This is a genomic window from Pseudomonas sp. TE21394 (assembly GCF_054057835.1).
Window position 1 is genome coordinate 3868851 of record NZ_JBSRZR010000001.1, and the last position, 19297, is coordinate 3888147.

General features: G+C 65.8%; 11 protein-coding genes. 4 read left to right on the forward strand and 7 right to left on the reverse strand.

What is annotated here, in order from left to right; translation table 11 throughout:
* Positions 1-8 precede the first annotated feature (8 nt).
* Both ACVWZT_RS17655 and ACVWZT_RS17660 read right to left on the reverse strand, forming a co-directional pair.
* Positions 9-8933, reverse strand: a complete 8925-nt coding sequence (locus ACVWZT_RS17655; protein ID WP_457470478.1) for an amino acid adenylation domain-containing protein — start codon at positions 8931-8933, stop codon at positions 9-11.
* Complete coding sequence (locus ACVWZT_RS17660) at positions 8930-9916, reverse strand: TauD/TfdA family dioxygenase (protein ID WP_457470480.1); 987 nt, start codon at positions 9914-9916, stop codon at positions 8930-8932. Before ACVWZT_RS17660 ends, ACVWZT_RS17655 begins: the two co-directional genes overlap by 4 nt.
* A gap of 199 nt (positions 9917-10115) precedes the next feature.
* On the opposite strand from ACVWZT_RS17660, the gene ACVWZT_RS17665 reads away from it, so the two are divergent.
* Both ACVWZT_RS17665 and ACVWZT_RS17670 read left to right on the forward strand, forming a co-directional pair.
* Positions 10116-10331, forward strand: coding sequence for an MbtH family protein (locus ACVWZT_RS17665; protein ID WP_296229663.1), 216 nt, complete (start codon positions 10116-10118; stop codon positions 10329-10331).
* Positions 10332-10356: 25 nt separating this feature from the next.
* Positions 10357-11814, forward strand: coding sequence for a diaminobutyrate--2-oxoglutarate transaminase (locus tag ACVWZT_RS17670; protein ID WP_457470481.1), 1458 nt, complete (start codon positions 10357-10359; stop codon positions 11812-11814).
* Between the two features lie 19 nt (positions 11815-11833).
* On the opposite strand, the gene ACVWZT_RS17675 is transcribed toward ACVWZT_RS17670, so the two are convergent.
* From ACVWZT_RS17675 to ACVWZT_RS17690, 4 genes are all read right to left on the reverse strand, one after another.
* The gene (locus ACVWZT_RS17675) at positions 11834-12832 is read right to left on the reverse strand and encodes a transketolase family protein (protein WP_296229665.1); all 999 of its coding nucleotides are present in this window, start codon (positions 12830-12832) and stop codon (positions 11834-11836) included.
* Positions 12829-13677: a transketolase gene (locus ACVWZT_RS17680; protein WP_457470483.1), complete on the reverse strand. Its 849-nt coding sequence runs from the start codon at positions 13675-13677 to the stop codon at positions 12829-12831. The genes ACVWZT_RS17675 and ACVWZT_RS17680 overlap by 4 nt, the downstream gene beginning before the upstream one ends.
* A 21-nt stretch (positions 13678-13698) precedes the next feature.
* Positions 13699-14997, reverse strand: a complete 1299-nt coding sequence (locus tag ACVWZT_RS17685) for an MFS transporter (RefSeq protein ID WP_289133284.1) — start codon at positions 14995-14997, stop codon at positions 13699-13701.
* A 76-nt stretch (positions 14998-15073) separates the two neighbouring features.
* Positions 15074-15823 carry an SDR family NAD(P)-dependent oxidoreductase gene (locus ACVWZT_RS17690; protein ID WP_296229671.1) on the reverse strand — a complete coding sequence of 250 codons (750 nt, stop codon included), beginning with the start codon at positions 15821-15823 and terminating at the stop codon, positions 15074-15076.
* 197 nt (positions 15824-16020) lie between these two features.
* On the opposite strand from ACVWZT_RS17690, the gene ACVWZT_RS17695 reads away from it, so the two are divergent.
* Complete coding sequence (locus tag ACVWZT_RS17695; protein WP_457470486.1) at positions 16021-16941, forward strand: LysR substrate-binding domain-containing protein; 921 nt, start codon at positions 16021-16023, stop codon at positions 16939-16941.
* 245 nt (positions 16942-17186) lie between these two features.
* A complete protein-coding gene (locus ACVWZT_RS17700) occupies positions 17187-18377 on the forward strand; it encodes a Bcr/CflA family efflux MFS transporter (RefSeq protein WP_457470488.1) in 1191 nt (396 codons plus the stop codon).
* Here ACVWZT_RS17700 and ACVWZT_RS17705 read toward each other — a convergent pair whose 3' ends face one another.
* The gene (locus tag ACVWZT_RS17705; protein ID WP_457470490.1) at positions 18378-18893 is read right to left on the reverse strand and encodes a DUF4880 domain-containing protein; all 516 of its coding nucleotides are present in this window, start codon (positions 18891-18893) and stop codon (positions 18378-18380) included.
* Positions 18894-19297: the final 404 nt, after the last annotated feature.

The following is a 19297-nucleotide window of genomic DNA, read 5'->3' on the forward strand; positions in this document are numbered from 1 at the left end:
CGTGTGCTTTAGTCCTGCAGTTCCGTTGCGTTGTGTCGGGTGGCCAGCCGGGCCGGTTCATGCATGTCGCCCATGGCGACGGCGATCTTGCGTGGGCCTTCGTATGGGTCGCGGGCGTGGGCGGCGATCAGGTTGTCGAGCATCACCACATCGCCGCGCTGCCAGTCGAAGCGCACCGCGCAGGCTTCGTAGAGGCGGCCGATCAGGGCCATGCTGGCGTCGTCGATCGGGCTGCCGTCGCCGAAGTACACCTGGCGTGGCATGCGTTCGGCGCCGACCATCTTCAGCAGGTCTTCGCGCACCTGGGCGTCCAGGCAGAAGCTGTGGTGCAGCTGCACCTGGTTGAAGAAGCTGGGTTCGCCGCTCAGCGGGTGACGGATCACCGCCGGGCAGCGGGTCCGCGTTTGCAGCTCGTCATTGGCCAGCCAGCGGAATTCGGTATGGCTGGCCCGGCACAGGGCCTCGACCTCGTCGCGGCTGTCGGTCTTGAAGAATGCCCGCCAGTTGACGTCCAGCCGTTCGGTAAAGGTGCGCACATACAGCAGCCCCTTGCGTTCGAAGGCTTCGGCCAGCTCGGCCGGCAGTTGCCGGTACAGCTCGCGGCAGTCGACGATCGGCGTGGCACCACCGACCGGCGACGGTTGCTCGCAGTAGAACCACTGCTTGCGCGGCGCGCGGGGCAGGTGCGAACTCTCGTTGTGGAACAGGATCATCTCCCGCTCCGGGTAGGGCGTGGAGCGGTAGATGTTGCGCCCGCCTTCCTTTTTCGGCAGGTCGCCGTAACCGCCGAACAGGCCGGGGTGAATGGCTTCGGCAAAGGCTTCGAAGGCTTTTGCGTCATCCAGGGCGAAGCCGCGGAACAACAGGCCACCGTGCTGGCACAGCAGGGTGTCGATCAGGTCCCGCGAGCTTTGTGCCCAGCCCACCGGGTCGAGGTCGGCGGCCAGTGGCTCGATCAGCAGCGGGAAGGTGCGGCCAGCCTGCAGCGGCGCGGTACGGATCAGTGGCCGCGGTGCGGTGGCCCGGGCCGGGAGTTTTTTCAGCTTGTCGAGCTTGCTGGACGAGGGGGCGGGTTTTGCCAAGGCCGGTGTCTCCACGAGGGGCAGCGTGACGGTGAAATGGGCAAGGCTGGCGTGCGGCTGTTCCACCACTTGCTGCAGCAGGTTCAGCCAGGCGCCGATCAGCGCGTCGATGCGCTCGCCCTTGAACAAGGCGCGGGCGTAGACCCAGTCGCCGCGCATGACGTCGCCGTGGCGTTCGAGGAACAGCGCCATGTCGAACTTGCTGGTGCGCTCGGCCGCAGGCTGCATGCGCACCTCCAGGCCCGGGATGGAGAAATCGCCCGACGGCGTGTTCTGCAGCACGAACAGCGCCTGCACCAGCGGGTTGCGGCTGCGCTCGCGCGGTACTTGCAATGCCTCGACGATGCGGTCGAACGGCAACGCCTGGTGTTCCAGGGCTTGCAGGCAGGTGTCACGAGTGCGGCCGAGAAACTCGCGCAACGTCTCGCCAGCCAGGCGCCGCGAGCGCAGTGGCAGGACGTTGACGAAGAAGCCGATCAGGCCATCGAGGTGGGCGTGCTCGCGGCCAGCCACGTCGGTGCCCAGCAACAGGTCATCGGCATCGGTGACGCTGTGCAGCAGCAGCTCGAAGCTGGCCAGCAGCAGCATGTACAGGCTCACGCCCTCGGCCAGGGCCAGGGTCTCGAGGCGCGCCAGCAGCGGCGCGGGGATCTCCAGCGCCCTGGCGGCACCACGGGCGTCGGCCTGGGCCGGGCGTGGCCAGTCGCAGGGCAGCGCCAGGACCTGGGGCGCACCTTGCAGTTGCTGCTGCCAGAAGCTGACCTCGCGCTGCAGCACGGCGCCCTGCAAGTATTGGTGCTGCCAGGCTGCGTAGTCGGCGTATTGCACGGGCAGTGCGGGCAGCGCGGCCGGTTGCCCTGCGCGCAGGCTCGCGTAGATCTGGCTGAACTCGTTGACCAGCACGCCCACCGACCAGCCGTCGGCGACCATATGGTGCAGTGCCAGCAACAGCAGGTGCTGGTGCTCGCCAAGCTTGAGCACCCGCGCGCGGATCAGCGGCGCCTGGCGCAGGTCGAAGGGCAGGCGCAGGTTGTCCAGGCTTTCCTGTTCGGCCACTTGTTGGCGCTGGACGTCATCCATCGAGCTGAGGTCGCGCAGGCTGACCTCCAGCTCCAGTTGCTCGGCGATGCGCATGACCGGTTCGCCGTCGATGTCGTGGTAGGCGCTGCGCAGTACCTCGTGGCGGGCCAGCAGGGCATTGAAGGTGGCCCGCAGCGCCGCCAGGTCCAGCAGCCCGTTCAAGCTCAGGCTGGCGGCCATGTTGTAGGACGCCGAGGGGCCGTGCAGGCGGTCGACCAGCCACAGCCGCTGCTGGCTCAGCGACACCGGCATGTGCGCCTGGCGCGGCACCGGCAGCAGCGCCGGGCGCGCCGTGCCCGCCGCAGGTGCGGCGGCCAGCGCGTCGAGGCGCTCGGCCAGCTGCCACAGCAGCGGTGCCTCGAACACGCTGCGCAGCGGCAGTTCCACGGCGCAGCGCTGGCGCAGGCGGGCAATCAGGCGGGTGGCCAGCAGCGAATGCCCGCCGGCTTCGAAGAAGTGGCTGTTGCGCCCCAGCGGCTGCGCGGGCAGCAGCGCGGCCCACAGCTCGCCGAGCAACTGCTCGTTGGCACTGGCCAGGGGCTCGACCTCGGCGTGCTGCAACGTTGGCAGTGGCAGGGCCTTGCGGTCGACCTTGCCGTTGGCATTGGTCGGCCAGCTGTCCATCGCCACCCATAGTGATGGCACCATGTATGCCGGCAGGCTGTCGCGCACATGCTGGGCCAGCTGGGCATCGTTCAGCCGATGGCCGCTGCGGCCCTGCCAATAGCCCACCAGCAGGTCACTGCCGTCGAGCGTCTGCAGGCTGACCATGGCCCGCTGTACGTCGGGGTGGCGCTCCAGGTGCGCCTCGATCTCGCCAGGCTCGATGCGGAACCCACGCAACTTGAGCTGGAAATCCTTGCGCCCCAGGTACTGCAGCACGCCGTCGGCGTCCCAGCGGGCGAGGTCGCCACTGAGGTACAGGCGGCTGCCCGGCGCGCCGAACGGGTTGGGGACGAAGCTGGCGGCGGTGCGCGCCGGGTCGGCCAGGTAACCGCGGCTGACGCCGATGCCACCAATCGCCAGCTCACCGACCACCCCGGCGGCGACCGGTTGCAGGTCGTGGCCCAGTACATACAGCTCGGCATTGGCGGTGGGCCGGCCGATGGCCACGCTGGCGTCTGGCCCCGGGGCCTGGTACAGCGGCTGGAAGGCCACGTCATCGGAGCATTCGGCCGGGCCGTAGGCATTCATCAGCGGGATATGCGGGTAGTGGCGGAACCATAGCTGCGCGGTGGCGACCGGCAGTGCTTCGCCGGTCGGTATGACCCAGCGCAGATGCGGTAGCGCCGCGGGCTGCCCGTCGAGGTTTTCGAGCATCGCCTGGAGCAGTGCCGGTACCGGTTCGAACAGGCTCACGCGGCGCTCGCGCAGCAGCGCCAGCAGGGCCTGCGGATCGCGCACCAGCGCATCGCCGATGATCTCGACACAGGCCCCGAACAGCGGCGCGGTGAGGGTTTGCCAGACCGAAATGTCGAAGCATGCCGGCGCGGTCTGGGCGATCACGTCGTCGGCGTTCAGGCCCAGCGGCTGCACCTTGGCCAGCATGTTGTTGAGCATGCCGGCGCGCGGCACCATCACCCCTTTGGGCTGGCCGGTGGAGCCGGAGGTGAACAGCACGTAGGCCAGCTGCTGCGGGCGTGCCGGCTGCTGTGGCAGCCTGCCGCTGGTGCTCAGCTGCAGCAGCTCCGACGGCAACGCGCGGCGGCCCTGGTAAACGCCGGCCAAGGGCTCGGCACAGGCCTGGCTGCAGACCACCAGCGGCTGTTCCAGGCGCGCCAGCACCTGCTGCCAGCGCGCCGGCGGCTGCGAGGGCTCCAGCGGCAACCAGCCACAACCGGCGCGCAGGGTCGCCACCATCAGGCAGAACCACTCGATGCCGCGCTCGGCCAACAAGGCCACCGGCTGGTCAGCTTGGGCGCCCAGGGCTTGCAGGCCACGCGCCAGGTGTTCGGATTGCTGCCACAGTTGGGCATAGGTGAGCGTCTGTTCGGCGCAGCGCGCGACGATGCGTTCCGGGTGCGCGGCGACCTGGGCTGCCACCCGTGCTTCCCAACTTTGCTCAAGGTCGTAGTCCGCCGGCTGGCGGCCCCAGTCGAGCAGGCGCCGATACTGGGCCGGGCTGAGTGTAGTGAGCTGTTCCAGGCGGGTGTCCGGCGGGCTGTCCAGCACCTGCAGCAGGTTCAGCAAATCGTCGCTCAGGCGCGCCAGCGCGGCAGCGGGAAGGCGCTGGGCATCGGCGCTGAACAGCACTTCCAGGCAACGTCCGGGCAGCACTTCGACGGTCAGGCCGTAACTGGTCTGTTCGAGGTTGTCGAGGACCTTGAAGGTCAGCTCGCCAGCCTGCAACTGGCGCTCGCTGAGCGCGGGCAGGTTCTGGAATACCAGCAGGGTGTCGAACAGCCCGGCACCGCGCGGGTGCTGCTGGAGAATCTGTGCCAGCGGAGTCTGCTCGTGTTCGCGCATGGCCACGCTGGTGGCCTGCACCTGCTGCAGGTAATCGCCGAGGGCCATGCCGGGGTCGATGCACAGGCGCAGCGGCAGGGTATTGATGAACACGCCGAGCATCTGCCCGGCATCGGCCAAGGCGTCCGGGCGGCCGCTGCTGGTGACGCCGAACATCACCTCGGTGTGGTTGTTGGCGCGGGCCAGCAACAGGCCCCAGGCAGCTTGCATGAGGGTGTTGAGGGTGACCCGGCAGGCTTTGCCGAGGGCGTTCAGGCGGCTGCTGTGGGCTTCGCTCAGGCGCAGGCTGCGGCTGTGGTAGCGCGGGTTGTGACCGGGGGCGGCCGGGTTCAGCTCTGGCAACGTGCCGACGCCTTCGAACTGCGCCAGGTGTTGCTGCCAGTACTGCAGGCTGTGCTGGTGCGGTTGCGCGGCGAGCCAGGCGATGTAGTCGCGGTAAGCAGGGCGCGACGGCACGGCCAGGCCGTTGTAGCGGGCGAGGATTTCCTCCATCAGCAGCACCGAGCTCCAGCCGTCGGCAATCAGGTGATGACGGCTCCAGATCAGCCAGCTGTGCTGTGCGTCGAGCTCGATCAGCACCAGCCGTTGCAGCGGTGGGTGCTGGGGATCGAAGCCTTGGGCTCGGTCGGCCTGGCAGTAGGCGTCCAGGGCCTGCTGGCGTTGGCTCGGGTCCAGCGCGCTCCAGTCCAGGCGCTGCACTGGCAGGCTGAGGTCACTGCACACGCCTTGCACCGGCTCGTCCAGGCCTTGCCAGATGATCGCCGTACGCATCAGCGGATGGGCGGCGAAGGTGGCGTGCCAGGCGGCCAGGTAGCGCTCGGCGTCCAGCGGGCCTTGCAGCTCGGCTTGCAACTGGTTGACGTAGACCCCGCTGGCCCCTTCCAGCAGGGTGTGGAACAGCAGGCCTTTTTGCAGTGGCGAGAGCGGGTAGGCGTCCTCCAGCGGGGTACCGAGCAGCGCTTGCAACCGTTGCCGCTGTTCGGCGCTCAGCGATACCGAGGGAATGGCTGGTGCTACCGAGGGCGTTGCCACGGGTGTGGGTTGGGCCGCTTGGCGCTGGGCCAGGAGCAGGGCCAGGGCATCGACCCGCGGCTGGGCGAACAGCTCTTTGGGGCTGAACTTCAAGCCCAGCTTGCGCGCCTTGGCGATCACCTGCAGGGCGATGATCGAGTCGCCGCCGGCGCTGAAGAAGTCGTCCTGGCGAGTGAGTTCGGGGCGCTCCAGCACTTCGCGCCAGACTCCCAGCAACTGGGCTTCCAGGGCTTTCAGCGGCGAATCCAGGGTGGCTGCGAGGCGGGCAATGGTGGGGTGGGCGAAGAACTGCCGGGGGCTGAACTTGAGCTGTTGCTTACGCGCCTTGGCGATCAGTTGCAGGGCCATGATCGAGTCGCCGCCCAGGGCGAAGAAGTCGTCATGGATCGACAGTGCCGGTTTGCCCAGCACCTCGCACCAGAGTGTCAGCAGCAGCGCCTCGACCGGGTCGCGCGGGGCGCTGTGCGCCTGTGCAGGGGCTGGCTCGGGCGCCGGCAGGGGCAGGTTGTGCCGGTCGACCTTGCCGTTCCCCAGGCGCGGCAGCTGCTCGAGTTCGACATAAACGCTCGGTAGCAGCGGCTCGGGCAGGCGCTCGGCCAGTTGCTGGCGCATCCGCGCCCGGTCCAGCCCGGCTTCGGCCACCAGGTAGGCGACCAGCCGTGGCGCTTCGCCTTCAGCCAGGGCGCGCGCGAGCACGGCCGCTTCGCGCACGCCGCTGCAGGCGCGCAGGCAGGCTTCGACCTCGCCTGGCTCGACCCGGAAACCGCGGATCTTGACCTGATCGTCGATCCGCCCAAGGAATTCGATGGCGCCGCTGGCCAACATGCGCACGCGGTCGCCGCTGCGGTACAGGCGCTGGCCATTGCCGGCGAACGGGTCGGGCACGAACTGCCGGGCGGTCAGGCCGGGTTGGCCAAGGTAGCCGTCGGCAACCCCGGCGCCGCCGATGTACAGCTCACCGATGCTGCCCAGCGGCAGGGGCATGAGGTGCGCGTCGAGCACGTGCACCTGCACGTTGTCCAGTGGCTGGCCGATCGGGGCGAAACCGGAAAGGCTCGGGGCTTCGTCGTGCACGGCGTGGGTCAGGCAGCCAACGGTGGTTTCGGTGGGGCCGTAGTGGTTGACGATGCGGCAGCTCGGGGCAAGCTGCTGCAGGCGCTTGACCAGCGCCAGGTCGAGGCCTTCGCCACCGAGTACCAGGCACTGGCGCGGCAGCAGGCGTTGTGGCTCGGCCACGGCGAGCAGGGCGGCCAGGTGCGAGGGCACGATCTTCAGGCAGTCGACCGGGTTGGCCGCCAGGTACTGGGCGAGCTCTTCCGGGGCGCTGGCCAGTTCGTCGCCGATCAGCTGCAGGGTACGGCCGCTGAGCAGCGCGCCGAACCAGGCGGTGTAGCCCAGGTCCGCGGCGACGCTGGCCAGTGCCGTCAAGCTGGCTTCCGGGCTCAGGGCCAGCGGCTTGAGTACGGCTTGGGCATAATGCGCCAGGTTACCTTGGGTCACCCGCACGGCCTTGGGCGTGCCGGTTGAGCCGGAGGTGTAGATCAGGTAGGCCAGCTGCTGCGGGTGGCTGGCGGTGTGCGCCCGGCTTACCGTCTGGGTCAGGCCATGCAGGGTATGCGTGGGGTCGATCAGTACGCTGGCGCCGCTGTTGTCGAGGAGCTGGCGCTGGCGCTGCGCAGGCAGGCCCGGGTCCAGGCACAGGTAGGCGGCGCCGAGCTTCCAGCTGGCCAGCATCGCCGTGATCAGCGCGCGGCTGCGCGGCAGGGCGATGGCGACGATGTGCCCGGCTGCCGCACCGGCCTTGCCCAGGCGCTGGGCCAGTGCGTTGGCGGCCTGGTCCAGTTCGCTGTAGCTCAGGCTGCCGTCGGCATCGTGCAGGGCAATGCGCTGGCCATGCGTTTGCACCTGGTGCTCGAAGGCCGCCAGGGCCGTGGCGAAGGCGGGCGGCTGGTTGGCCCCGGCGCGGCGCGCGCAGTTGCTCGGTGGCGTGGCCGGCAGCTGGTGGACAGGCGTGTCGACCTGCGTCACGGCGATGCCGGCGAACCAGGCGAAATCCTCGGCCAGGCGGGCGATACGTGCGGCGTCGAACAGGTCGCTGCGATAGCGCCACTGCGCCAGCAGTTGCACGCCGTCGTCCTGCCAGCGCAGGTTGAGTTCGTTGGCGGCGCCGCGCTGGGTGAACAGGTGCTCGCGCACGCTGTAATCAGCGAAAGCGTCGTCACGCTGGCTGGGCATGTAGGTCATCATGCACTGGAACAGCGGGCCGCCGACCTCCTGCTGCAGGCGCGCTGCCGGGTAGCGGCGATGGCGCAGGCCCTCGCGCATCTGCTGGGCGGTGTCGCGCAGGCATTCGGCCAGGCTCGGGGCGTGCGCGAAGCGGGCGCGCAGCGGCAGGCTGTTGAGGGTGAAACCGATCAACTGCTTGTAGCGCGCCCTGTGCCGGTCCATGGTCGGCGTGCCGACAAGGAAATCATCCTGACCGGTGTAACGGTGCATGAACATCTGGAACAACGTGGCCAGCACGACGTACAGGCTGACGCCCTGGGCCTCGGCGAGCTGGCGCAGCTGGCAGCTGAGGGCCGGGTCGAGCAGGTACTCGATTTCTTCACCGGCGAAGCCGGGCGTGCGCGGGCGTGGTCGGTCGGCGGGCAGCACCAGTGCCGTCGGGCCGCCACTGAGCTGGTTGCGCCAGTAGCTGGCTGCCGCCTCGAGCTTGTCTTCGGCCAGCAGTGTGCGCTGTTCGTCCAGCCAGTCGAAATACAGGCCGGCCGGTGGCAGAACCAGAGGCTCGCCGCTGAGCGTTGCATGGTAGGCGGCGAAGGTCAGCTTGAGCATCCATTCGACGCTGAGAAAATCCCCGCTGATATGGTGGGCCGCCATGCACAGGTACAGGCGGCCCTGGCTTTGCAACAGGTCAAGCCGGCAGATGTTCGCCGCAGCCAGGTCGAACGGTTGGTCGGCGTGTTGCGCGATCCAGGCGGCGACGCCGGCGCTGTCCAGGTCGTCGATACGCTCGATGTGGGTGTTTACCTGGATGTGCTCCGGGCGGTACATCCACAACTTGCCGTCCTGCTCACGGTAGCCGCAGTGCAGGGTCTCGCAGTGCCTGACCACCTGGGCGAAGGCCTGGCACAGGGTGGCCGGGTCGAGGTCGGCGCGCAGCTCGCGTGCGGCGACCATGTTGTAGGCCGGGCTGGCCGGGTTGAGCTGATGGTGCTGCCACAGCGCCTGCTGGCCGGCGCTGGCCTCACGCAACGGCTGGGAAGTGGTCATTGGCGGCGCTCCTGGGCGGGTTCGGCCATGGCCACGATCACTTGCCGCGGCCCTTTGAAACTGGCGCGGCCATGGGCCACCAGCATGTTGTCGAGCATCAGCACGTCGCCCTGTTGCCAGGGGAAGCGCACAGTGCATTGCTCGAGCACGCCGCGGATCTCCGCCAGCGCGCTTTCTTCCAGTTCACTGCCGTCGCCGTAATAGACGTTGCGCGGCAGGTCGAGCGGGTCGTCGACCACGGCCAGCAGGCTTTCCCGCACGGCAGATGGCAGATTGGAAACGTGGAACAGATGCGCCTGGTTGAACCAGACCCAGTCCTGCGTGACCGGGTGGCGAGCGCTGGCCTGGCAGACCTGGCGGGTGCGCAGTTCGCCGTCGTCCTTCCATTCGAAGGCAATCTGGTTGGCCCGGCAGTAAGCCTCGGCCACGGCGCGGTCCGCCGTGTTGAAGGCCTGTTCCCAGGGCAGGTCGAGACCGTTGCCGTAGTTGCGTACGTACATCAGCCGTTTGGCTTCGAAGCGTTGGCGCAGGGCGGGGTCGAGCTGCTGGAAGATGCGTCGGCTGTCGGCGATCGGGGTTTCGCCACCTTCAGCGCTGGGCTGTACGCAGTGGAACCAGATCTTCATCGGCCACTGCAGGGTGTAGGACTGCTCGTTGTGCAACGGGATGACCTGGTGCGCGGGGTATTCGGTGGACGTGTACACCCCCTGTTCGATCGCCTTGCGCGGGGTGGAACCGAATTCGTAATTGAGCAGCGGGTGACCGAAGCTGCGCACCAGCGCCTGGAACGCCTGTTCGCCTAGCACTTCGAACCCTCGAAACAGCAGGGCGCCGCTTTCGTGCAGGCAGTCGTTGGCCAGCGCATGCAGCGCCGCGAAGTTCCCCGCACCGGGTTGTGCCGGCTCGACCAGCAGCGGCAGGCCGCTGTCCGGCAAAAGTGCTTGCACCGACAGGCCATTGCCCGGCCCGACACCTCGTCCCATGAGTTGCTCCTTTTTTATCGTGTAAGTCACAGCAAAAGGCCATCGTCGATCCGCCGCTGGGCCCGGGCGGAATATATACGAAAGAGATGGTAAGTGTTAATGCAATTTATTAGCATTCACACTGTTTGTGAGCGCCTCGACTGCAGCCTTGTTACGGGCAGCCGGGATTGTGTGAAAACGTTTGTCCAAGGAGTCGACAATGAGTTGGGAAAAGGCCGAGTGCGGGTTCGTGGTGGTGGTCAATCATGAGGAGCAGTATTCCATCTGGCCGGATTACAAGGCCCTGCCCGATGGCTGGCGCGCGGTTGGCCAGCAGGGTGACAAGGCGCAGTGCCTGGCCTGGATCGAACAGCACTGGACGGACATGCGCCCGCTGAGCCTGCGCCACGCCCTTGAAACCGCCGAGCAACGCTGAGCGCCAGCCGCAGAAGGATCGACCCATGGAAGAGATTCAGCTTGCCCCGTACAACCTGGCGCATTTTCGCCGCCAACCGCCGCGCCAGTTCGAGGCTGACCCGCTGCTGCAGCGCCAGGCTGCGCGTGAGTCGAACGCGCGCTCCTACCCTCGGCGTATCCCACTTGCGCTGAAGGCAGCGCAGGGTCTCTACGTACAGGACACCCGTGAGCAACTGTTCATGGACTGCCTGGCGGGCGCAGGGACATTGGCGCTTGGCCACAACCATCCGTGCACCCTGGCGGCAATGCGCGCGACCCTGGACAGCGGCGTGCCCTTGCATACCCTCGACCTGACCACGCCGGTCAAGGACCTGTTCGTCGAGACCTTGTTCGAGGCCTTGCCGCCAGCCTTCGCCGCCCAAGCGCGTATCCAGTTCTGCGGGCCGACCGGGGCCGACGGGATCGAGGCGGCGATCAAGCTGGCGAAGATCGCCACGGGGCGCAAAGGCGTGTTCTGCTTCTCCGGCGGCTACCACGGCATGACCCACGGCGCGCTCAGCCTCATGGGCAACCTGGGGCCCAAGCAGCTGCCGGGTTCGCTCATGCCCGATGTGCAGGTGCTGCCGTACCCCTATGACTACCGTTGCCCGTTTGCCCTGGGCGGCGAGGCCGGTATCGACGCAGGGCTGAGCTACATCGGCCAGTTGCTGAGCGACCCAGAGTCCGGGGTGCCGCTGCCGGCGGCGGTGGTGGTCGAGGTGGTGCAGGGCGAGGGCGGTGTCATTCCGGCGCCGGTGCGCTGGCTGCAGGGCCTGCGCAAGCTGACCCGCGACCACGGTGTGGTGCTGATCATCGACGAGGTACAAAGCGGCATCGGCCGCACCGGGCGCATGTTCGCCTTCGAGCACGCCGCTATCGAGCCGGACGTACTGGTGTTGTCCAAGGCCATCGGCGGCGGCCTGCCGCTGGCAGTGGTGGTCTACCGGGAGGCGCTCGATGTATGGGCCCCGGGTGCGCATGCGGGCACGTTCCGCGGCAATCAGCTGGCCATGGCGGCTGGCACCGCGACCCTGCGGTATATCCGCGACGAGGGCGTGGTGGCCAACGCCGAGCGCATGGGCGACTACCTGATGACCCGGCTGCGTCAGTTGCAGCGCGACTACCCGTGCATCGGTGATGTGCGGGGGCGTGGGTTGATGGTCGGGGTGGAGATCGTCTCTACCGACGCAGGTCAAGGCCGGGTGCCGGCCGGGGATGGCGTGCTGGCCAAGGCCGTGCAGCAGGGCTGCCTGCGTGAAGGGGTGATCCTCGAACTGGGCGGGCGGCATGGCGCGGTGCTGCGCTTCCTGCCGCCGTTGACCATCGGTAGTGAGGAGATCGATACACTGGTCGAGAAGCTGGAGATCGCCTTGGCTGCACAGGCTGTTCGCAAACGCTGCGCACAACCTGTGGTAGCGGGGTCACCCGCGAGCACCGGCGAAGCCGGTGCCATCCCAGCCTGACCCGCAACGACTGGCTGCGCTACAACCACGCCTTGATCTGCCTCGACACCGCGTCGGTGGAGATCCCGTAGCGGTCATGCAGTGTCGGTAGCGCACCCGCATCGAGAAACGCATCCGGCAGTGCGATCTGGCGGAAGGTGGGCGTGACCCCGTTGCGCAGCAACACGCCCGCCACCGCCTCGCCAAGGCCACCGATGATCGAGTGGTTTTCCGCCGTGACCACCAGGCGCCCAGGCTTGCGCGCCTCGGCGAGGAGGGTCTGTTCATCCAGCGGCTTGATGGTCGGCACATGCAGTACCGAGACATCCACGCCATCCTTGTACAACTGCTCTGCAGCTTCCAGGGCGCGCATGGTCATCAGGCCGCTGGCGATCAGCAACACGTCGCGGCCACCGCGCAGCACCTGGGCCTTGCCCAGCTGGAAGCGGTAGTCGTAGCGATCCAGTACCAACGGTACGTTGCCGCGCAGCAGGCGCATGTACACCGGCCCCTGGTGGGCGGCGATCGCCGGCACGGCCTGTTCGATTTCCAACGCATCACAGGGGTCGACGATCATCAGGTTGGGCATCGCCCGGAAGATCGCCAGGTCATCCGTGGCCTGGTGGCTCGGGCCGTAACCGGTAGTCAGACCAGGCAAACCGCAGACGATCTTGACATTGAGGTTTTCTTCGGCAATCGCCATGCAGATGAAGTCATAAGCCCGACGCGATGCGAATACCGCATAGGTGGTGGCGAACGGGGTCATGCCTTCGCGGGCCATGCCAGCGGCAGCGCTCATCAATAACTGCTCGGCCATGCCCATCTGGTAGAACCGCTCGGGGTGGGCTTTGGCGAAGATGTGCAAGTCGGTGTACCTGGACAGGTCGGCGCTGAGCCCGACGATATCCTGGCGTTGCTCGGCCAGGCTGGCCAGGGCGTGGCCGAACGGGGCAGGGCGGGTTGGCTGACCCTCGGCGGCAATCGAGGCGATCATGGCCGAGGTGGTCAGGCGTTTCTTCGGTGCATTCACGGTGCTCATGCTTGGCTCCCGGCGTCCAGCGCCTCCAGGGCGAGATCCCATTCGTTTTCATCGACGCGAATGAAGTGCGTCTTGTCGCGGTTTTCCAGGAACGGCACACCTTTGCCCATGCGCGTGTCACAGATGATCACCCGCGGTTGTGCCGCCGGGTGGGCGCGGGCCTGGTCGAAGGCGCTGACCAGCGCATCCAGGTCGTTGCCATCCACTCGCTGCACGAACCAGCCAAACGCTTGCCAACGCTCGACAATCGGCTCGAAGGCCAGCACTTCGCTGGAGTGGCCATCGGCCTGTTGGTTGTTCACATCGATGATCGCAATCAGGTTGTCCAGGCGCCAATGGCTGGCCGACATCGCCGCCTCCCAGGTCGAACCCTCGTTCAGCTCGCCATCGGACAGCAGGTTGTACACCCAGCTGTCCGCACCCTTGCGCTTGAGCCCGAGGCAGGCGCCGACCGCGATGCCCAGCCCGTGGCCCAGCGAACCGCCGGTGATTTCCATGCCGGGGGTATAGGCAGCCATGCCCGACATGGGCAGGCGGCTATCGTCACTGCCGTAGGTTTCCAGCTCCTCCTCGGGAATCACGCCGGCCTCGATCAGTGCGGCGTAGAGGGCGATCGCGTAATGCCCGATGGACAGGTAGAAGCGGTCGCGCCGCTCCCACTCAGGGTTGGCGGGGTCGATACGCAGCGCGTGGAAGTATGCGACGGCCAGCAGGTCGGCAGCGCCCAGGGCCTGGCCGACATAGCCCTGGCCCTGGACCTGGCCCATGCGCAATGCATGGCGGCGGATATTGCGGGCGCGCACAGCCAGTGGCAGCGCCTCGTTGGTGGAAGGCACAGCAGTCATGGGGGTGACTCCTTTTTCGAATCAGCGATTGACCAGATGAGCCGGTACCCGCGACACCAGGAAGGCGCCAAGGATGAGCACGGCGGTGATGAGATACATACCGATGGCGTTGCTGCCCAAGGTGGTGGTAACCCAGCCGATCAGATACGGCGAGCAGAACCCGGCAAGGTTGGCGAAACTGTTCACCGCGGCGATGCCGGCTGCTGCCGAAACCCCGCCGAGCAGCGTGGTAGGCAACATCCAGAACAGCGAGGAAGCGGACAGCACCCCGGCCGCAGCCAGGCACAGGCTGAGGATCGACAGGGTCAGGCTGCTACCCAGCGCGGCGGCGAGGCTCAAGCCCAGGGCGCCGATCAGCATGGGGATCGCCAGGTGCCAGCGGCGCTCACGGTGGCGGTCGCCACTGCGTCCGGCCAGCAGCATCGCGACGATGGCGCACAGGTACGGCAGGCTGGTCAGCAGGCCGATGTGCAAGGGCTCGCTGACACCGGCATTGCGCACCAGCGTAGGCAGCCAGAAGGTGATCGCGTACTGGCCCATCACCACGCAGAAGTAGATTCCGGCCAGCAACCACAAGCGACGGTCGCGGATGAAATCTGACACCGAACCATGCGTGACCTTGTGTTGCTCGTCTTCGGCCAGTTCCTTGCGCACCAGGGCCTTTTCTTCGTCGCTCAGCCAGTGTGCCTGGTCGACGCCATCCTTCAGGTAGCTCAGCACCAAGATCCCCACCAGCACCGTGGGGATGGCTTCGAGCAGGAACATCCACTGCCAGCCCGCCCAGCCGTGCACACCGGCGAAACGTTCCATGATCCAGCCTGACAGCGGGCCGCCGATCATCCCCGAGAGCGGAATGGCGATGAACCACAGCGCAGTCATCTTCGCCCGGCGATAGGAGGGGAACCAGTAGGTCAGGTACAGCAGCAGCCCAGGTGCCAGGCCCGCCTCGGCGATACCCAGCAGGAAGCGCAGGGCATAGAACTGCCAGGCTGTCTCCACCAGGGCGAACATTGCCGAGATGATGCCCCAGGTGATCATGATGCGGGCGATCCAGCGCCGGGCGCCGACCTTGTGCAGGATGATGTTGCTGGGCACCTCGCAGAGGAAGTAGCCGATGAAGAACATGCCCGCACCCAGGCCATAGACCGCTTCGGACAGGGCCAGGTCGTCCATCATCTGCAGCTTGGCGAAGCCGACATTGACCCGGTCGAGGTAGGCACACAAATAGCAGAGCATGAGGAAGGGCATCAGTCGCCAGGCCGTCTTGCGGTAGGCACTGCTGCGTGCGGCGGATACCGCATCGAGCGCTAGTGTGGTCATTTCGTTCTGATCTCTTGTTGTTATCGAACGCGTGACCTGCGCCGGGCTCGGGCGCCGGTCACGATGCGGCGGATGCTCAGTGGATCAGCATGCCGCCGTTGACATCCAGGGTGATACCCGTGAGGTAGCTGGACAGATCACTGGCAAGGAACAATGCCGCATTGGCGACATCGCGGGCCTCGCCCAGGCGCCCCAGCGGGATGCCTTCGATGATGGCGTGACGGCGCTCGTCGTGCATCAGGCCGCCCGTGATGTCGGTGTGAATCAGGCCAGGGGTGATCGAATTGACGCGGATGTTATCCGGCCCCAGCTCCCGGGCCATGGCCTTGCCTAGGCCGAGTACGCCAGCCTTCGCGGCGCTGTAATGGGGGCCGCCGAAGATGCCGCCACCGCGTTGTGCAGACACCGACGACAGGCAGATGATGCTGCCGGCCTGCTGCGCACGCATGGTCGGGATGACCGCCTGGGACATCAGCAGCGTGCCACGCAGGTTCACGTTCAGAATGCGGTCATAGTCCGCGCCAGTGATGTCGAGGGTCTTCACTGGCTGGGTGATACCGGCGTTGTTGACCAGTACGTCGATCCGTCCGAACTGCGCCAGGACCTGGGCGATGGCATCGCGTACTTGCGCTTCATCGGCAACGTTGGCGGCCAGGCCGATGTGGCCTTCGCCGAGGGAGGCTGCGGCTTCGGCGGCGGCCGTTGGATCAAGGTCGAGAATCGCGACCCTGGCGCCCTGTTCGGCGAACGCCTGGGCAGTGGCGCGGCCGATTCCGCGGGGCGAGGCGGCGCCAGTGATGACGGCAAATTTTCCTGTTAACAGCATCGGGAGTGCTCCGGGTGATTATTGTTGTGAGCGGCGGTTCAGGCAGAACCGAGTAGGCACAGCTTCGTCTCGCTGGGCGGGCCGAGCAACGCTGCCGCTTTCACCCGACGCTGAAAAAAATTCAGCCCTTGGCTTGTACCTGGGTTCGATGGACGGGTAAAACCCTAGGTACCGCCGCGAACCATGCAGGAATGCCCATGAGCCTGGACCTTCTCAGAAAGTCTCCGCAGATCCCTTCGCTGAAAGCAATTCAGGCCTTCGAACAAGTCGCCCGCTTCGCTAACGTTGCGCGCGCCGCCGAGCAGTTGAACCTCACGCCCTCTGCGGTCAGCCATCAGATCGCCAACCTGGAGGCCTTGATTGGTCGACCATTGTTCATTCGCGAGGCGCGTGGGGTGGCGCTGACCCCGGCGGGTGAGCAGTACCTGCGCGAGATATCGGGTATCCTGCAGAGCCTGGCCATGGCCACCGAGCGCGCCGGTAACGCCGTGGGCTTCGATTGCCTGCGGCTGCATTCTGCACCAAGCTTCGGGCTGCTCTGGTTGCTGCCGCGCCTGGACCACTTCCGCAACAGCCACCCGCAAATCCAGATCAATCTGTCCTGCTCGTACGAGTCACTGCACTTCGGCCGTCACCAGATCGACCTGGATATCCGCCATGGCTATCCCAACTGGCCCAGCCTGGAAGTGCGCACCATCCGCCATGAACGCGCCACCGTGCTGGCTTCGCCGCGGCTGCTCAAACGCACACCGGTCAAGCAGCCCAGCGACCTGCTGGGGCAGAACCTGATCCTGTCGGAAGCCGCATTGGTGCAATGGCCGCAATGGTTCGCCCAGCAAGGCTTGGCGTTGCCGCAATCTCCGTATGCGCTGAGTTTCGATCGCTCGTACATGAGCCTGGAAGCCGCCAGCCACGGGTACGGGCTGGCGTTGGAGAGTTCCTTGCTGGCGCAGGACTATATAGCCCGTGGCGAGCTGGTAGCGGTATTCGCGCAGGACTTGGCGACCCCGGTCAGCGCCCACCATCTGGTGTTTCCGCGGGGCCATGCCGAAACCCACAGGGTGCGGCAGTTTCTCGAATGGATGCAGGGCCAGCTGGGCCATGATTTCAGTTATTGAGCGGGGCGGGTTGTTCCGCTGTGTCGAAGGCTCAGCGCTACTCGCGAAAAGCCCGGCTAGGGGCAGCGCCGAGGCGTGTTGTATTGCCTCAGATGGGAGCAAAATCCTACATCTTTATAGGAAGTATCGCTGACCGCTTCACCTTGTACATCTTTGAGCCGTCGCTATCATCGGGCAACAAACTGGCGGACTTCCGGAGACTCAGGTGATGCTCTTTTGCAACGTGAAGCGGCAAGGTTAACAGCGTGCCTCGGCCCTTCGAACCGGTCAGCAATCCTCTGTACTCGGCCCTGTTGATCCTGCTGTGCCTGCTAGGCGTGTTCCCCCTCGATGTGATCCTCCCGTCATTCCCTGCGCTTGCAGATGAATTTCATGTCGGGCCCCAGCAAATAGCCTACTCGGTGAGTTTCTTCGCTTTTGGTGTGGCCCTGGCGCAACTGGTGATCGGGCCACTGTCCGATGCCATGGGACGCAAGCGGCTGTTGCTCGCTGGGCTGGGCCTATCCATTACCGGGGCAGTGGGTTGCGCATTCTCGACCCGCTACGAGATGTTCATGGCGTTCCGTTTGCTGCAGGCCTTGGGTTGCGGGAGTTTCGTCTTGGGCCAGGCGTTGGTCCAGGACCTGTATAGCGGCAAACAGCGCAATGCCATGCGTATCCTACTGACCAGCGCGAGTGGGCTGTTCATCTCGTTGTCACCGGTCGCAGGCGCTTTTCTCCAACAATCCTTTGGCTGGAAGGGCAGCTTTACGGTATTCGCTTTCATAGCCGTGATCGTTTCATCCCTGTCATATGCATTGCTGCAGGACACGCCTGCATTGAGAGGCCGTAGATCGGGCATGCGCAGCTACTGGGTCATGCTGCGTGATACGACCTATCTTGCGCACTCCCTGCTGTCCAGTCTCGCTTTTGCCTGCCATTTTTCTTTCATCGTTGTCGCGCCATTGGCGTTGATGGACAGCCTGGGGCTGACGCCATATCAATTCTCGGTGGTATTTATCGCCTATGGGCTTGCATATATCGCTGGCGGAGCAGCCGCGACCTATTTGAACAATCGAGTAACTCCGCAGGTTCAGATCAAGACGGGATTCCTGCTCATAGCTGCCGGGGGCATTACACTTGCGGTTTGGGAGCAGCTAGCGGGACTGACGGTGACAGGCCTAGTTCTACCGATGATCATCTGCACGACGGGGACAACGCTGGTGCGTCCTGCTGCGACGACCCAAGCCTTGGCGCGTTACCCACACCAGGCCGGTGCGGCAGCGTCGCTCAATACGACATTGCTGTTCGCAGGTGGTGGTTTGGCTGGCAGTCTTGCGGCCGGTGTCGAAAGCGCGCTGCCGATGAGCCTGGGGCTTTTTTTCCTGGGCGCCAGTCTGTGCGGGTGGCTACTGCTTGCAGGCATGGCGGAAACTGACCGCATAGCTGAGGGTTGATCAGGCGCAAATACCGAGCAGCAGCAGCGCCGCCACGCCCAGGCCTAGCGCGACCGAGCAGCCGCCCAGCGACAGCGCGGCCCGTCCTTGCCGGTACCAGCCGTCATGCCCCAGTTGCCGTGCCGGTGCCAGCAGGCTGCGCCAGTGCAGTTCGGTGTCATGAAACGCTTGCAGGTTCGCCGGGTCTGCGTCCAGCCAGCGACGGAAGTCGATGCGCTCGCAGGCGGTCACCTCAGGGCTCTGCAAGCGTACGTACCATTGCCCGGCGACGCTCGCCAGCTCATCGCGGCGTGAGTGGCCGGCTCGCAAAGCCTGGCCCATGTGCCGTTCGATGCTCGCCAGGGGCAGGTCGAGGCGGGCGGCGATGGCGGCAAAGCCCAGCTGGTCCAGGCGGCTGAGCAGGAACACCTGCTGTACGCGGCGTGGCAGATGCTTCAACGCGTGCAGCAGAGACGCTTCGGTATCGTCCCCCGCAGCCGGGGTTGCATGTTCGAGCGGCAGTAGCAGGCGGCTCATGGTCAGCTCCTTGCTGGATGGGAGAGGGGGCATCTTCCGTGACGCAATGTCAGCGTAAGCCAAACGATATTGATTCTCAAGTGCTGTTTTTGGCAATGTTCTGCAATGAACGTTCACGCTGAGAAACACTTTTGCTACCATGCGCGCCATCACGATCTTCATTAGCCTGAAGAGCCAAAAAAAAGACCCGGCGAAAAGCCGGGTCCAAAACCGTGATTAGCCTGATGAGGAGATAATCCGAGAGCGACCTAAGCTCCGGGTTATCCAGCTGATCTCGCGATCAGTTGAGTGCAATAATAATCGTTATCATTTGCCAGTCAAATGATTTTTTCACTTGTCCGGTAAAAAAGTTTTACCGGTGCGCTTCCTGGTCCCGGCAATCGGGGCCTTTGCCGTTACCCGGC

What these genes read in the sequence shown, in the direction of transcription:
- ACVWZT_RS17655 (WP_457470478.1), bottom strand. Translation starts at nt 8,933, where the DNA reads ATGACCACTTCCCAGCCGTTGCGTGAGGCCAGCGCCGGCCAGCAGGCG.
- ACVWZT_RS17660 (WP_457470480.1), bottom strand. Translation starts at nt 9,916, where the DNA reads ATGGGACGAGGTGTCGGGCCGGGCAATGGCCTGTCGGTGCAAGCACTT.
- ACVWZT_RS17665 (WP_296229663.1), top strand. Translation starts at nt 10,116, where the DNA reads ATGAGTTGGGAAAAGGCCGAGTGCGGGTTCGTGGTGGTGGTCAATCAT.
- ACVWZT_RS17670 (WP_457470481.1), top strand. Translation starts at nt 10,357, where the DNA reads ATGGAAGAGATTCAGCTTGCCCCGTACAACCTGGCGCATTTTCGCCGC.
- ACVWZT_RS17675 (WP_296229665.1), bottom strand. Translation starts at nt 12,832, where the DNA reads ATGAGCACCGTGAATGCACCGAAGAAACGCCTGACCACCTCGGCCATG.
- ACVWZT_RS17680 (WP_457470483.1), bottom strand. Translation starts at nt 13,677, where the DNA reads ATGACTGCTGTGCCTTCCACCAACGAGGCGCTGCCACTGGCTGTGCGC.
- ACVWZT_RS17685 (WP_289133284.1), bottom strand. Translation starts at nt 14,997, where the DNA reads ATGACCACACTAGCGCTCGATGCGGTATCCGCCGCACGCAGCAGTGCC.
- ACVWZT_RS17690 (WP_296229671.1), bottom strand. Translation starts at nt 15,823, where the DNA reads ATGCTGTTAACAGGAAAATTTGCCGTCATCACTGGCGCCGCCTCGCCC.
- ACVWZT_RS17695 (WP_457470486.1), top strand. Translation starts at nt 16,021, where the DNA reads ATGAGCCTGGACCTTCTCAGAAAGTCTCCGCAGATCCCTTCGCTGAAA.
- ACVWZT_RS17705 (WP_457470490.1), bottom strand. Translation starts at nt 18,893, where the DNA reads ATGAGCCGCCTGCTACTGCCGCTCGAACATGCAACCCCGGCTGCGGGG.